At 46.0% G+C, this 15,711-nt stretch carries 11 protein-coding genes and 3 tRNA genes; 4 read left to right on the top strand and 10 right to left on the bottom strand.

Going from position 1 to position 15,711, the window contains the following annotated elements; all coding sequences use genetic code 11:
• Positions 1-160: 160 nt before the first annotated feature.
• Positions 161-919, bottom strand: a complete 759-nt coding sequence (locus tag J3U76_RS05215) for a Nif3-like dinuclear metal center hexameric protein (protein ID WP_208004808.1) — start codon at positions 917-919, stop codon at positions 161-163.
• 72 nt (positions 920-991) lie between these two features.
• Between J3U76_RS05215 and J3U76_RS05220 the strand changes: the two genes are divergently transcribed.
• A complete protein-coding gene (locus tag J3U76_RS05220; RefSeq protein WP_208004810.1) occupies positions 992-1,798 on the top strand; it encodes a DUF1853 family protein in 807 nt (268 codons plus the stop codon).
• A gap of 65 nt (positions 1,799-1,863) precedes the next feature.
• Here J3U76_RS05220 and J3U76_RS05225 read toward each other — a convergent pair.
• The 3 genes from J3U76_RS05225 to J3U76_RS05235 form a co-directional block, all read right to left on the bottom strand.
• Positions 1,864-1,950, bottom strand: a tRNA-Leu gene (locus J3U76_RS05225).
• Between the two features lie 16 nt (positions 1,951-1,966).
• A tRNA-Cys gene (locus J3U76_RS05230) sits at positions 1,967-2,040 on the bottom strand.
• 20 nt (positions 2,041-2,060) lie between these two features.
• Positions 2,061-2,136, bottom strand: a tRNA-Gly gene (locus J3U76_RS05235).
• A 291-nt stretch (positions 2,137-2,427) separates the two neighbouring features.
• Between J3U76_RS05235 and ggt the strand changes: the two genes are divergently transcribed.
• The 3 genes from ggt (at position 2,428) to J3U76_RS05250 (ending at position 6,191) form a co-directional block, all read left to right on the top strand.
• A complete protein-coding gene (gene ggt / locus J3U76_RS05240) occupies positions 2,428-4,164 on the top strand; it encodes a gamma-glutamyltransferase (RefSeq protein WP_208004811.1) in 1,737 nt (578 codons plus the stop codon).
• A 97-nt stretch (positions 4,165-4,261) separates the two neighbouring features.
• The gene (locus tag J3U76_RS05245) at positions 4,262-5,815 is read left to right on the top strand and encodes a methyl-accepting chemotaxis protein (RefSeq protein WP_208004812.1); all 1,554 of its coding nucleotides are present in this window, start codon (positions 4,262-4,264) and stop codon (positions 5,813-5,815) included.
• A 22-nt stretch (positions 5,816-5,837) separates the two neighbouring features.
• Entirely contained in the window at positions 5,838-6,191 is a 354-nt protein-coding gene (locus J3U76_RS05250) for an MGMT family protein (protein WP_243454087.1), read from the top strand.
• A 311-nt stretch (positions 6,192-6,502) separates the two neighbouring features.
• On the opposite strand, the gene J3U76_RS05255 is transcribed toward J3U76_RS05250, so the two are convergent.
• From J3U76_RS05255 to bamC, 6 genes are all read right to left on the bottom strand, one after another.
• Entirely contained in the window at positions 6,503-7,573 is a 1,071-nt protein-coding gene (locus tag J3U76_RS05255; protein ID WP_208004815.1) for a DUF2955 domain-containing protein, read from the bottom strand.
• Complete coding sequence (locus tag J3U76_RS05260) at positions 7,563-8,702, bottom strand: HlyD family secretion protein (RefSeq protein WP_208004816.1); 1,140 nt, start codon at positions 8,700-8,702, stop codon at positions 7,563-7,565. Before J3U76_RS05260 ends, J3U76_RS05255 begins: the two co-directional genes overlap by 11 nt.
• A 17-nt stretch (positions 8,703-8,719) precedes the next feature.
• Positions 8,720-10,237 (bottom strand): efflux transporter outer membrane subunit, encoded by a 1,518-nt coding sequence (locus J3U76_RS05265; RefSeq protein WP_341534309.1) that lies wholly within the window; start codon positions 10,235-10,237, stop codon positions 8,720-8,722.
• A 5-nt stretch (positions 10,238-10,242) separates the two neighbouring features.
• The gene (locus J3U76_RS05270) at positions 10,243-11,370 is read right to left on the bottom strand and encodes an AI-2E family transporter (protein ID WP_208004820.1); all 1,128 of its coding nucleotides are present in this window, start codon (positions 11,368-11,370) and stop codon (positions 10,243-10,245) included.
• A 519-nt stretch (positions 11,371-11,889) separates the two neighbouring features.
• Positions 11,890-14,253, bottom strand: coding sequence for a DNA polymerase II (locus tag J3U76_RS05275; protein WP_208004822.1), 2,364 nt, complete (start codon positions 14,251-14,253; stop codon positions 11,890-11,892).
• A gap of 125 nt (positions 14,254-14,378) precedes the next feature.
• The gene (gene bamC, locus J3U76_RS05280) at positions 14,379-15,386 is read right to left on the bottom strand and encodes an outer membrane protein assembly factor BamC (RefSeq protein WP_341534307.1); all 1,008 of its coding nucleotides are present in this window, start codon (positions 15,384-15,386) and stop codon (positions 14,379-14,381) included.
• Positions 15,387-15,711: the final 325 nt, after the last annotated feature.

The raw sequence follows: 15,711 nt of genomic DNA on the forward strand, positions 1-15,711 counted from the left end.
TCAAAATGACCCATTTGTTGTTCACTGCGATGTGCATTTACCTTTTTATATTGAGTCTTTTCGCTCTTGTTGCAACTTCCATTTTAGCCCTGTGGCTGCTGCGAAACCAAGGTATTGATATACCTTGGTCTTTTTTATTTATTGCTGATATTCAGATGCACTAGGCTGGGTTATCAACATCAATAAAGCACACTTGTAAGTCATGCTCTGTAGCTAACCACTCACCCAATGCTTTTACCCCATAGCGCTCGGTTGCATGATGGCCGGCGGCAAAAAAGTGGACACCACACTCTCGTGCTACATGGACTGTTTTTTCAGAAACCTCCCCCGTAATAAAGGCATCCATGCCTTGTTCGGCAGCTAAATCAATAAAACCTTGGCCACCACCGGTACAAAAACCCACTCGACGGATCTGCACGGGGGCATTATCGCCAACATGTAATATAGGTCGTCCAAGCACTGACTGTAGTCGTTCACTCAACTGCTCACCACTCACAGGCGTACTCAGCTCACCATATCGTGCTACCGATAAAGCATTACCTGGCTCTAATGGTCCCGTATTCACAATATTAAGCAAGGCGGCTAACTGCGCGTTATTGCCAAGTTCAGGAGCAATATCCAGCGGCAGATGATAGGCATATAGATTAATATCATGAGCCAATAGCGCCTTTAAACGCTGGCGTTTCATACCGCGCACTTGCTCGTTTTCGCCTTTCCAGAAATAGCCATGGTGCACCAGTACAGCATCGGCATTTGCCAAAATCGCTTGGTCAATCAGGGCTTGGCTGGCTGTTACACCGGTAATGATTTTGTTAATCTCAGGCTTGCCTTCAACTTGCAGGCCATTGGGGCAGTAATCTTTAATGGCAGCCACATTAAGCTGCGCATTCAATCGCTGCTCAAGTTCTAAATTATTCATGCTAACTCCATATGTATTTGGCATAAGGCGATCTTTGTACATCGCATGCTGTCATTGATAAAGGTGACTTGAATGAGTCAAACTCTTACTGCGCTATTATCGCAACTTACCGATCCTATCGTACGCGATTTGGCATGGGCAATTGCGAGCCCAAACCTGTTGCGAGCGTCTTCTTTAGCACCAGAGAATACATGGTATGAACGGCTTGTCGGCGAATATCAAGATCGCTTGCTGGAACTTGACGATAATCCCACATTATTACATCACCACTGCCAGTCACAACGCCACCTTGGTTTCTATTTTGAATCGCTTTGGCACTTCTTTTTGCTCGATCACGCTCGTTTTCAAGTGCTGGCGCATAACTGGCAGCAAGTAATTGATGGTACCACGCTAGGCGCATTTGATTTTATTGTTTGGGATCAAAGACTAAAGCGCATAGAACATTGGGAGTTAGCCGCTAAGTTTTATCTGATTAGCCGACCAGAGCAGCCGTTTGATAGTGCCTTAGGCATTAACACGCGCGACAAGTTACGTCGCAAGCATGAGCACATGCTCAATCACCAGCTAATGCTGAGTCAACAACCCAAGGTGCATTTAAAACTATTAGCGCAAGGCTTACTCCCTCAACACACACGCTTGATTTTAAAAGGGCGTTTATATTATCCCAATGGCTGCCAGTGCTTTTTGGATGCACAGGGAGAAAGAGGTACTTGGGGAGTTGAGTCCCCTTCGACTGCGTTTGTAGCACAACAAAAACTAGGCTGGCTAACAGGCGGACGCGATAGTAAAACCCGGGAGAAAAAACAAAGTTATAGAGACGCATGCGGCAATTGGTATGTGCAAGTCGATCAAGACTGGTTAAACATGGCTAAAGGATAAGGAATGGGGAATGAAATTTAGATACAAAAAAGCCACTCATAAGAGTGGCTTTTTTGTTTTACTTATGGTGCCCGGAGCCGGAATTGAACCGGCACGCCCTTGCGAGCGAGGGATTTTAAATCCCTTGTGTCTACCGATTTCACCATCCGGGCAGACAACTTTTTACACTGGAGGCGCGTTCCGGAGTCGAACCGGACTAAACGGATTTGCAATCCGCTGCATAGCCGCTTTGCTAACGCGCCTAACAATATATTACTAAATTTGGAGCGGGAAACGAGATTCGAACTCGCGACCCCAACCTTGGCAAGGTTGTGCTCTACCAGCTGAGCTATTCCCGCATAATAAATTATATCCGCTTTTAGGTCGCGGCGACCTTGTTCAATACTATTGAGCTCGGCGCTATCTCGCCTTTCAATGGTTGCGCATTATAAACATAGCGTTGCGCAATACAAGTACTTTAATAAACATTACTGCTAAGTGGCTTTATTTTAATCAACTTGTTGTTTTTTAATACATACTTACTACATTAAGCGAGTGTATTCATTGTTTTATGATAGATAAAAATAACAGTGTTGCCCTTAACAACAAGAGGCTAAACTCATTATTCGTTTTCATTTAGGAGCAAAGGCATGCGCTTTCATTTATTGCTATTAACTTGGGCCCTATTCAGCTTTTCTACGCTTGCAGACTCTCGTTTACCTGCTCCTGAAGCCGCAACTGGCTGGAATGAGAAACCACTGGTGGACGCACACCATGCTATGGTGGTCACGGCCAACCCTTATGCAAGCAAAGCCGCGCAACAAATGTTGCAACTTGGCGGCAGCGCGGTAGATGCCATGATAGCCGCACAAGCCGTTCTCACCTTGGTAGAGCCTCAATCCTCAGGTTTAGGTGGCGGTGGTTTTATGGTGTATTGGCAACAAGAAAACGCCATGTTAACCACCTTAGATGGGCGAGAAACCGCTCCTATGGCGGCACCCAGTGACTTGTTTTTAGATGATAACCAAGCGCCGCTCGCCTTTTATGATGCCGTGGTAGGTGGGCGCTCTGTGGGAACGCCCGGCACAGTTAGATTAATGTGGCACGCTCACCAACGCTTTGGTGAGCTTGACTGGTCTGTGCTTTTTACCCCTGCTATTCGCCTCGCCACGGAAGGTTTTACTGTCTCACCCCGCCTCGCTCGGCTTATTGCAAAAGATAAACATCATTTAGTAAAAGATCCCGACAGTAGAGATTACTTTTTTGACTCACAAGGTAACCCTCTGGCCGCAGGCAGCCATAAAACAAACCCTCAACTGGCCAAGGTGTTGCGCCAAATTAGCCAACATGGGCCCGATGCTTTTTATCAAGGAGCCTTGGCAGAGAAGATAGTGAACAAGGTCGCTCAGGCGGAGCATCCAGGATATTTACGCTTATCAGATCTCAGTGAGTATCAAGTAAAAGAGCGCCCAGCTTTGTGCGCACCCTATCGCCAATATCAGATTTGCGGTATGGGGCCACCCAGCTCGGGCACGCTCGCATTAGGGCAAATTTTAGGTATGTTGGCTCACTCTAACTTGGCCGCGCTTGGCCCTAATTCGCCTCAAAGCTGGCGTTTAATTGCGGATGCCTCTCGCCTCGCCTTTGCCGATCGTAATCGCTATGTGGCCGACAACGACTTTGTTCAGGTTCCCACTGAAGCATTATTAGCCCCCGCCTATCTTGCTAAGCGCGCAGCCTTACTAAATCAATCGAATCAAGCCTTGCTCAGTGTGAGCCCTGGTCAACCTTTAGCTAATCTCAACCGTCAAGGTTCTGATAGTTCACCAGAGTTTCCCTCCACCACCCACTTAAGCATTGTTGATAACAAGGGTAATGCCCTCTCTATGACCAGCACCATAGAAAACGGCTTTGGCTCACGACTCATGGTACAGGGTTTTTTACTCAATAATGAGCTAACGGATTTTGCATTTAGCCCCGTGATTGAAGGTGAGCCTGTGGCTAATCGGCTTGAGCCTGGCAAACGCCCACGTTCCTCTATGGCGCCCACTATTGTTATGCAAGACAATCAGCCATTATTAATTGTAGGCTCACCGGGTGGCAGTAGCATTATTGGCTATGTATTACATAGCATCATTAATATTCTTGACTGGGGAATGACGCCCGCACAAGCTCTTCATCAACCGCATATCATACACAGAGGTAAGGTATTAGAAATGGAAGCAAGTGGGAGAAATATTGCCTTACAATCCGCGATGTCGGCACTCGGATTTACTGTTAAATTTACCGAGCTTAATTCTGGGCTACACGCCATTATGCTAACCGATGAAGGCATTACTGGTGCGGCTGACCCTAGACGCGAAGGCGTAGCACTGGCGGCTGATTAAGATATTTAAAAAATAATGCGGTGCTGAGAAGTTTCTTGTTGTTAATACAGATATAATTACGACAATAATTGTCTTTTAATGTCGGGCATCACAATCAATGAATAGAAGAAACCAGCATATTATTGACGAGGAAGTCACCTACGGGCGCCATGAACAATTGGTTTCAACCACAGATTTACGTGGCGTTATTACTTATACTAACGATATTTTTTGTCGGGTTGCAGGCTATGAGCCCGGGGAATTAGATGGAAAAAGTCATAATATCATTCGCCATCCCGATATGCCCAAAGCGGCATTTAAAGATCTTTGGACACACGCCAAAGCCGGTCGCCCTTGGCGTGGTGCCGTTAAAAACCGCTGTAAAGATGGCCGTTACTACTGGGTTGATGCCTATGTCACGCCTATTTATCAAGACAGTAAAATAATTGGCTACCAGTCGGTACGCACTAAGTTAGATGATAAAACACGCGATATTGCCAGCAAAGCTTATCAACAACTGCTAAAACAAGAACAACAAAAGCGCCACCCAAACACTTGGCTCAAGCCAATGATTACCGCCCTCCCCCTAGCTGGGCTATTTGCGTTATTGGTTGCAGCCTTTTTCACTGGTGGCGCCAGCCAACTACTGTGGAGCTTGTTGCCTTTAGTTTGGTTAGCCCTGTGTTATCAAAAGCCTTTATTAGGCACTCGGCGCTACTTGCGCGGCCTTGGTCAAGAATATGACAGTATTTCGCGACTGGTTTACTCGGGGGACGCCACACATGCTATTGCCGACTATCACCTTAAAATGTGGCAAGCCCGTACCCGCACTATTTTAGGTCGTGTGGATGACGCCACCGACTCGCTTAAAGAGCTGTCTAAATCTATGGGGCAAGCCATGACAGGGGCACGGGTCGAGCTAAGCCAACAAGACAGTGAAACCCATCAAATTGCCGCAGCCATTAATGAAATGTCGGCCACCGCCAATGAGATAACGCGCAATACTCAGCAAGCCGCTACTAATGCCGAACAAGCACAGCAGCAATGTCATATTAGCCAACAACAACTTGAGCAAACCCGTATTAAAATTGTCAGTCTTGCGGAGGATGCTCAACAAGCTGCTGCCGCTACACTGGCTCTTACTGAAGAGTCTGATCGTATTGGCACGCTTATGGGGGAGATCCAAGGAATTGCCGATCAAACCAACCTACTGGCATTAAACGCCGCTATTGAAGCGGCTCGGGCAGGTGAGCATGGTCGCGGTTTTGCTGTGGTAGCCGAGGAAGTTCGCGCATTATCGACTCGCACCCACGGGGCAACTGAGCATATTCAAGGCAGTATTAATAATATTCAGCAAACTTTGGCACAATGGCGCACCATGATGGATACCAATATGGAGCACAGCCAAGACTGCGTACAGGCAACTCAAGCAGGCAGCGATAGCTTACAGCAGGTTGTGAGTGAAATTGATCATATTGCAGGGATTACGGTACAAATATCGTCTGCTGCCGAACAGCAGCAATTAGTGGCCGAGGAAATTAGTCATAATGTGCATCATATTTCTGAAACCTCCTCTGCTAACTTAACTAAAATTGAGCAGGTAGAAAGCTCAAGTAAACAACTACTGGAGCAATCTCAGGGGCTAAACGACTTAACTCGGACTTTTTCTTAAATATTAGTCATTTATGAAGCGCTTGCGAACTGATCACTCACACAAAATTTTGCACCTCGTTTCCTTGGTGCCTTACGGCTGCGTGGTCAGTTATGGTCAACTGGCTGATTTAGCAGGCCTACCGGGGCGCGCCCGATTAGTGGGGCGCACGTTGCGCGTGCATAATACCGAACAGCTGCCTTGGCACAGAGTTGTGGCGGCTAATGGTCGATTAAGCTTACCTAAAGGCAGCCCCGCCTTAAACGAACAACGACAGCGCTTAATCAGTGAAGGGGTAACCTTTAAAGGGAATGCCATTACTGGTGCCTGCGTTGCTATGACTAAGCATCAATGGCAGCCAGATCTTGGCGCCATCTTGATGTTGTTTGATGGATAATACCCATCTAAATAAAAATGTGGCCTAGCTTAAAATTGGACACGAGAGACAACAGAGTCAGTTTCTAGGCAGGCGATGTTGCAGTCTAGGAACGGATAAATGGAGCGACTTTTTACTCAGCTGTTATACAAATAAAAATCGCTTAGTGAGCTTTCTAGGTTGGTATAAGCTGAGCAGTTAAGGTTAAAGTGACAGAGGTTATCTTTGGGCAAGCAATTTTATGTTCTTTTATTATGTCGCTTGGGTAAATTCACTTATCAGCGCTTTACTACAAAAACCTAGCGTATAACCCCATTATCAAACTTAGAGCATTAAGGTGCTCTCAGTGCAATCGACTCTGCGCTACTGGAGCTAGTACGACACCGCAACCACTCCAGCCCCCACAAAGCCAGCCAAGCATAGAGTGTAATAACAATGAATAACCCCATACGCACGGCAAATGCTTGATAAACGTCTTTTCCGTTGGCGCTATCTTCAACCGCAGGCCCCAACAGTATCAGCATGGTGATCAGTACATTTTGCCAAAACGATGGCGAGTACTGGCTTAAGATAACGGTATAAAATTTGCCGCTAATAAATAAAGCAGCCAAAAGCATCCACAAAAAATACATCCATAGATTAGGAGCAATACTCAAGCCAAACCAAATTAATAGCGCAAATAATCCCGCCATTAATGTAGACCCTAACAACTCTCTACCGGCATGGCGCGCATTCATAATAGAAGTTTGCTGACCTAACATAACAGCTTTCATTATTATGGGCATAAAAGCTGCGGGGTTAATTAACAGCACCAAATAACAGGGAAAGACAATAAGCGTTGCACGTAGAGCAAGCCAATTGGATTGCACGACGTCCGCCTTTTTTTCTGGCATACCCGAAGCTTGTTGCTCATCCTCAGGAAACAGCGGATACACTAACCACTGGCACACGACTCCCACGGCCACACCAACAAGAAGAGCATCAATAACGGCTCTTGCAGCTTCAAAGCTCACCGTTCCCGCTGCACTAATCATAGTAATACCAACCGTCAATAGTGTTGCAGCAGCAGCCTTACCCAAGTTAATACTAATAAAGTTGCTAACAAAAAGGCCAACAAATACTAACAGTAATCCCGTTATGGGGTAATGCATTAAAAATGGCAAGAGCAGCAGCCCAATACTCAGTATAAGGCTGAACACTAATAATAGGCCTAACAACCCTTTTAGCGCTATCGGCGGCTTGGGGGCTGCACCCAGTATAAACACAAATAAGGGTGCCAAAAATGGCATATCTACCCCTAGTGCATAAGCCAGCATTAAAGACAGAGCAATGGTCAGAGCCAGTCGAAAAACTCGCCGCGCTTTTAATGGCATAATATTGCTGTGAACAGCCCTAATACGCATAGGATATTAGGCTCTTAAAGCGAATATATGCTTTACCTAACCAAGCTAACAAGCCACCTTGTTCATTGTAGGCGATAACGGCGGCTTGGCCGCCAATGCGTAAACTTTTCTGTAGCTCAGGATCTTGAGTTACATCAAAAGTCACATTAACAGGAAAACGTTGCGATTGACGTAACCAATCACGACTATTATCAATAGTGGGTAACGTGCCTGGGCTGGACGCTTTTCCTGCGCTAACCCCTAAACCAATACTACTCACTTTGCCCTGAAATATCTGTCCAGGCAATATGTCGAAAGCCAGCTCTACCGGCGTGCCTGCACGCATCAAACTTAAATTGTTCTCTGTATATTCTGCCCGCACCCATACATCTCGCACTGCCACCAGCGTCATCATGGGCGTTCCTGCTCCAGCGAACAAGCCAATATCGGTATGCAAATCGGTTATCACCCCCCGTGATGAGGCTGTTACTGTGGTGCGTTCTAGATCGAGTTCTGCCTTTTCTACTGCTTTTTCAGCAATTTGTACTAAAGTATTCTGCGCTCCGTTATCGCCGCCTTTTTGTTCAATTGCACGTTGAATATCGGCTTTTGCAGCCGCCACTCCAGCCTTAGCTTGATCTAATGTTGCGCGAGAAATTTCTAATCGCCGCATTGAGATTGTGCCAGGATCATTGGCTCGTAAACGTTCTAGTCTATGGGTGTCTTGTTCAGATTTTAATAAGTTGGCTTGAGCGGCACGCAGGTTGGCTCGAGCGGAAATAACGGCGGCATCTCCAGCTTGTACTTGGCGCAAGGTGTTATCGAGATCAGAACGGGCCTTAGCAAGTGCTATTTCGTATTGGCTAGGGTCGATACGAAACAATCGATCGCCTTTTTCTACGGTTTGGTTGTTCTCTACCCAAACTTCAAGCACCACCCCAGATACTTGGGGAGCGACCCCTATAACATAACCTTGAACTCGAGCTTGGTCAGTATAAGGAGTGTAGCGATCTGCCAATATATACAAGGCTAAACTGAGCACAATTAGCCCTATGAGCAGTAGGCCGCTTTTTTTGACCACTTTTAGTGCCGAGTGATTAGCCTGCTCTGTTGGAGCAGAATGGTTATGTTTTTTTTCGGTATGACTCATGACTTTCAGCCTCTTATCTATTCTTGCAACGTGGGTAATGGTTGCTCTAGCTGATCACCCCAGTCAGTCCGTTGCTCCATCTGCTGGCGCAGTTTCTTTGGTACGATTTGCTCAACCGACGTTGGCTGCCAACCTCCACCCAGCGCTTTGTACAGCGCAATCACTGCATTAATATGTTCACCTTGGTTTACCACTAACTTATTGGACTGAGTCGCCAACGATCGCTGCGCATCTAAAACCCGCTGAAAATCAGAGTAGCCTTCTTGATAGCGCGAAGTAGACAAGGTTAGAGAACGCTCAGCTGCCGCCAATGATTGCTGCAAAATAGCGTCTTGCTCTAATGTTTTAACGACCACAATGGCAGCATCATCAATCTCACGGGCTGCTTGTAATACCGTATTTTGGTAACTCTCAATTGCTTGCTGTAGTCGCACATCCTGTACACGGATGTTATTTTTGATACGTCCATAATTAAAAAGATTCCAAGTAAAGCTGGGGCCAACCGCAGTGCTTAAAGTATTTGTGTTGCCTCCCAATGAGCTTCCCGACCAGCCTATATTGCCAAGCAGTGATATAGAGGGATACAGCTGTGCTTCAGCAAGCCCTATTTGCGCAGACTGTGCTGCTACTTGCCAAGCAGAGGTGCGAACATCCGGTCGGCGCATCAATAACCGTGCTGGTAGGTCTTGGATCATGGTTTTACTGAGTGCAGGTAAGGTGTTGGGTAATGCTGACAGCTCCGGCATATTGCCCGGTGGCCGACCTAATAACACGCCCAAAGCATTACTTAATTGTTGTTGGCCTATTTCCAGTTTAGGAATGGTGGATAAGGTGACCAGATACTGGTTTTTGGCTTGTTGCACATCAAGCTCGCCAGATTGACCACTGGTATACAGTTTTTCAGTAATTTCAAGGCTGCGTTTTTGTAAGGCAGCATTCTGTTTGGCTATATATATCTGCCGCGCGGTAGTTCGATAAGAAAAGTAAGTTTGCGCGACTAAAGCATTTAACAAGACTTGGGCATTTTTTTCATTGCTGATGGATGAAAAAAATGCTGCATCAGCAGATTCAATACCACGTTGAAAGCGCCCCCAAAAGTCTAACTCCCAACCAAGATTAACGCCTACATCGTAGCTTGTTAGATTAGAGTGACTGGCATTGCTGCCAGTACTCCAGCTGTCAGAGTGCATCACTGCGCCTGTTGCTCGTTGTGCTTGCGGATAACGATTACCTTGAGCGATGCCGAGCACTGCACGACTTTCCAAAATACGTAAGCCGGCGATGCGCAAACTGGAATTTTCAGCGCGAGCGGTTTTTAGCAACTCATTTAATACCGGATCGGCAAAGGATAACCACCAAAACTCTAGCTCTTGATTACGTTCAGACATGCCAGAAACGGGGGGATGTATTTGCCCATATAAACTAGACTCCCAGTCCGCTAACCAGTCAACCTTAGGTTCACTATAGTCAGGCCCCAAAGTAGTGCATGCAGTCACCATGGTGACTGCAAACAATAGCATTATCCGATAGGTCACTGTTTTCAAACGTTAGAATCCGTTACATTTTCATTCACGGTGGTGACATTGGGCTCGGCATATTCATTTACCCACTTAATAAAGACTTGGTAGCCGACTGCAAGCAATACTGCACCTAAAAATAGCCCTATAATACCGGCAAAAATCATACCGCCCATGGCACCTAATAGTATGACCAGCATCGGCGTATTAACAGCGCCACGCCCCAACAAAATAGGCTTAAGAACATTATCAGCAAGCCCACCTGCTAATAGATAGAGGGTCCAAATAACATTGCTGACTGTTGACGCATCTCCAACCCACCATAAGTAACCAATAGCAGGGAGAGAAACCAATAACGTTGGTAGCTGTAAAATCCCTAAAAATAAAACCAGCAACGCCAGTACACCTGCAGCAGGAAGGCCTGCAAACAAAAAGCCGACTCCAAGTATTACCGCTTGAATAAGAGCAACACCTAATACACCGACGGCCACCGAACGGGTTGTACGTATACTCAATGAATGTAATTCTGGCCCTGCTTCTGGCCCTGCGATGCGGCCTACAATTCGCGATATGCTTGCATGACCATCGGCACCATAAGCCATCATAACGCCAGCAATAACATAGGCCGCAAGAAAAAATAATACTGCAACTACCGTTTTACCTAAATAAGCCAACGTACTGCGTGCGAAGTGTTCAATAGACTCTTTATAAGTCGCCAAAAAAGCGTCCATATTATTAGCAGCATCAGCCCATAATGAATGGATCCGCTCACCAACAATGGGCCAGTTTGCAACCGCTGGATTAGGTGACGGCAACATAAGAGAGCCTGCCTGCCAAGAAGCATAGATATTGGTGATATGATCGACAAAAGATAACGAAAGAAAAAAGATAGGTACGCCCAGTAACAATAAACCTACCACCACTATTATTGTTGAAGCTCGGCCCTGATTTCCACCTAAACGAGCTGCAATGGCTTGATGAAGCGGATATAAAGTTACCGCTAATACCAGAGCCCAAATTATCAAGCTGGCGAATGGATTAAAGATTTGAAAACATAGCCACACCAGTGTACCTATAAAGGCAAACCGAATTAATGTATCCATCAAGCTCTTAGTCACTAATCTTTCTACTAATTCTACGTTTTTATCCATCTTGATTTCCCAATATCCTTATTGTTAGCACTACGCATTATATGCGTTAGTCTTGTTTTTACACATTATGAGCCATAAGTACAATCAGTAATTACTATTATGTTGTGTAGCAGCATAATGGTATTTTTTACAGCGTGACTCAATAGGTTCACCATTCTATGCATGACACTGGTTAGCGGTATACGCAATCTCATCAAAAACGATGGTAGCGCTAACTCTAATCATGTAGTGCGTCTAATTGTAGCTCTAGATCTAGATAAGAGTAGTCTATTTCTGCTCTTCAAATATCAGTATACAAAGCTTGTAATCATTTCTTTTTGATAAAAAAGGTAAGTTGCGTGCCACCCACTCTTTTATACAGAGAACTAAGCTCGCATAAAGTACGATATAGAGGCACGTTAAACATATAGTAACTATTAATTCTTTATTCAGCTAATAAATCAGAGAGTTTGTCTGATCCGTATATATATACAGATTTAAACGAACATCATGGCAGAGCCTAATTTCTTCTTATAGGGTTTAGAATAGTCCCAGTTGTTGGCCACAAATGGCGTCAAAGCTGAGGCCGATAAAGGGTAATATGGCATCGGCTACCGGCTTAATTTGACGATCCACATAATGCTGATAGTCAATAATCGATTGCATATACTCCACCGGCTCTGGGCCATTAACGGTGATCACATAATCCACCGTACCTTGTTGCTGATAGCGCAACGCTAAGCCAAGCCGTGCATTATGCTCATCGGCTAGCCGAGCGGCTCGCACCTGAGGCGGCTGCGATTTAGTGTATTGCGCTAAAGGTCGGCGTAAGCGTTTGCGATAGACTAAGTCGGCATCGCGCTCGCCTGCTAAGGTTTGTGCTAAGGTATCGCGTATCAAGGCGCTGGGGTCGAGATCATCAAACACTAAACGATATAACTGCGTTTGAAACTGCTTGGCCAGAGGCGTCCAGTCGGAGCGCACGGTTTCTAACCCCTTAAAGACTAATTGCTGCTCTCCTTTGGTTAAGCTTAAACCGGCATAACGTTTTTTAGAGCCTTGTTCTTGACCACGAATGGTGGGCATTAAAAAGCGGGCATAATAACACTCAAATTGCAGCTCTAGCTGACTGTCTAATTGCAGCGTTTGCCTTAAATGAAACTTCCATTGCTGCGTGACTAATTGCGCGAGTCGCCGCCCTTCTGTACTGGCACTGTGTTCATTATGCTCGCCACTGAGCAATACAAATACAGAGTCAGTATCACCGTAAATCACCTCATGGTGTTGATCTGCTATCCAGCGCGCCGTTTGCTGCATGATATCGTGACCGCGCAGCGTAATGGATGAGGCCAGTCGCGTATCATAAAAACGACAGCCACCAGAGCCTAATACGCCATAAAAAGAATTCATTAATATTTTAATGGCTTGAGAGCGAGGCGCGTCTTGCTCGTGTTTGGCTTGATCTCGCGCCTGCCATAAATGGGCAATAATAGCGGGTAAAAAGTGCTGGTGGCGAGAAAAGCGTGCGCCGCGAAATCCCGCAATCGCATCTTCTTCTTTTAACCCCACCGCTAGCCCCAGTGGATCTATGTTAAAAGTGCGAATAATGGCGGGATACAAACTTTTAAAATCTAATACCAAAACATGGCGATATAAACCTGGGCGTGAGTCCATCACATAACCACCTGGGCTTGCTAAGCCACCGTTTGCGGGCAAGTTAGGGGCCACAAAACCTGCGCGATGTAAGTGGGGTAAATACACTTGAGTAAAGGCGGCCACCGAGCCACCAATGCGCTCTAACTCTAGCCCCGTTAGTTGGCTGCGTAGTCGTAAAAAGTCCAGCAAACGGGTGTGCGTAAAAATATCCCACACCAAACGGCAGTCTGCTAAGTTATAGGTGGCAAGCTTGGGCTTGTTTTGATAAAAATCGCGGGTAATGGCCGCTAGTCGGTTGGCTACATCTTCGGTTTGCTTACCCCGACCTAATAACTGCTGAGCTACTGACTCTAAGCTAAAGCTATCAAACTGATAACAAGCGGTTTTAAGGGCGGCAATACCGTCTATGACGACTCTGCCGGGCAAGGTGATAAATGCCTGTCCGGTATAGGCTGACTCCCGTAGATAAGCCGTTTCTCCTGCTCGACCTAAGCGCAGTTTAATGCCATATAAGGCTGCTCGCTTTAACAATAAGCGAAAGTCAAAACCCACCACATTCCAGCCAATAATAATATCGGGATCATAGTCGTTAAAAACATCTATTAATGCTTTTAATAATGCCGACTCATTGGCCTGCCACTGAATATCGATATCTGCAGGCTCTGGTTTACCTATCATTAATACTCGCGCCAGCCCATCACCATAAAGCCCGATGGAGTACAGCTCACCTTGGCCCGAGCATTCAATATCAAGCGATAGCACCTTAAATTTAGGGCTGTAATCCGCAGCTTTTAATCGCGCTTGCGTAAATTGACGAAAGCGGGGGCTTTGCATACTCGATGAGCCTACCCCTTCCACCATAAAGGTCACACCTGCGCGAATAAAGCGGCTAAATAAAAACCGCTCATGCAGGCGAATATCATCTTCAAAGACTGAAATGCCCTCACGGCGCAAAATATCTGCCGCCATTTTATGCGCGGCTATGCTGGTAAAGTACCAAACCCCTACGCTTTGGTGCTCTAAGGTTTGTAGCCCTGGCATACTCCACTGCGCCGCTATATTGGCCTGTGACAGTAATGTTTGTGCTTTAAGATACTGAGCGTGAGGCACCATAAATAAAGGCCGCTCGCCATTTAGCACCAAGCGTACCGGCCCTTGCTCGGTTATCAGCCAGTAGACGATTTCACAACGACCCTGCCGGTCGCGACTATGACGGGTTAAAATAAACCCCTGCTCGATATGTTTCATGATGTCATTATATCAGCACCACGGTCTAACTAGGGTTTTGTTATCAGTGGTTGAAAAGCACACATAAAAAAGCTCCGATAAACGGAGCTTTTATCACCATGTCTAAACTTATAAACTGTTGTAGCTTAGCGCAATAAGTCGGGGCGTTGAAAAGCTTCAGCAAAAGTGGTGGCGACCTTGCTTAATAGCTCAGCAGAGACTGGCGTTTTATCTTTATCACTTAAGGTGATACTACTTTGCTCCCCTAAATCACCTAACTGAATACGGTACTTTTGCTCAGGAATATCCAGTTTGGTTATCGCCAAATCACGCCACTGACTATTGCTTAAGCCATCAAACTCTACATCCACATAACCCAAGGCTTGCTGACGGTTAGTAAGATCAAAGCCAAGCTTAGGTAATACCGTAATTAAACGCTTCCAGCTTCTGTCATAGCCTTGCGCCACTAATAAACGTCCTTGGGCTGAGTCTAGCGTTAACTTGATGGGGCTGCTGTCTAGTAAGTTTTGCTGTTGAGTAAGTGTGCGCTGATAAGATAAGGAAAAAGCATTCAACATCGCCGCTTCTGCCCGCTGAGCATTTTGTGCTAGGGTGGCATCGTCATTATTCATCATCACTTCTACCGATACAGCACGACGCACGCTGTTGGGGGCTAACTTCCAGCTAAACTCTTGCTCGGGGCTGCCAATCGCTTGGCCGTCGCTCTGCCAACCTTGTTCGGTTTGGCTATATTGCGCTTTTTGCTCACTAAAGAAGTCTGATAACGCTTGGTTTAGCTCCTGCTCTAATGGCTGCTCTAAGCGTTGCTGGTAAAACCATAAGCCACTGCCGTTATCTAACACTTCAGTACCGCGGATCAAGGGCAACACCTGAGTTGGTGGGCGTACATCTACCTCTTTTCCAACCACAGCGTTAGCGTTTGTACTGGTAGCGGGAGGGATCACAAATTCATTATTAAAACGCGGTGCTTCAAGACCTGCCGGGATCAACAAGGGCGTTGTTCTTAATGTCGCATCCTGATACTCAAAACCACGATTGGCTTGGGCACGGGTTTCAGGGTTACTACAGCCTGCAAGCACACTTAATGCCAGCACACCCATGATCATTTTTTGTGTGTTCAACGATTTATCCACGCCTTTAACTCCGCTTTAATAAATGCTTCCCCTACCTTGTCTATCTTGATAATTACAAACACAGGTAAACGCGGCCTTTAGATATATATACGTCTGAGTAGCTCAGAAGATTGAATGGTGTGTTGGAGGTCCATCATAAATATAAGTTCCATCCGCAACCGAGTGTTTTACATTATCTACGAAAAAGCCGCTCACACACAAGGTGGCGACTACTGAAAAACGACGGCTTATGGTAGTGGGGGCGGATACTGAATACAAGAGAGCCACTGGAGGCCAATACAATTTGTGCTAACATCACAGTCTTCTTCCACTTTTTATTTGGACA

The sequence above is a fragment of the Oceanisphaera pacifica genome (assembly GCF_017498065.1).
Lineage (GTDB): Bacteria > Pseudomonadota > Gammaproteobacteria > Enterobacterales > Aeromonadaceae > Oceanimonas > Oceanimonas pacifica.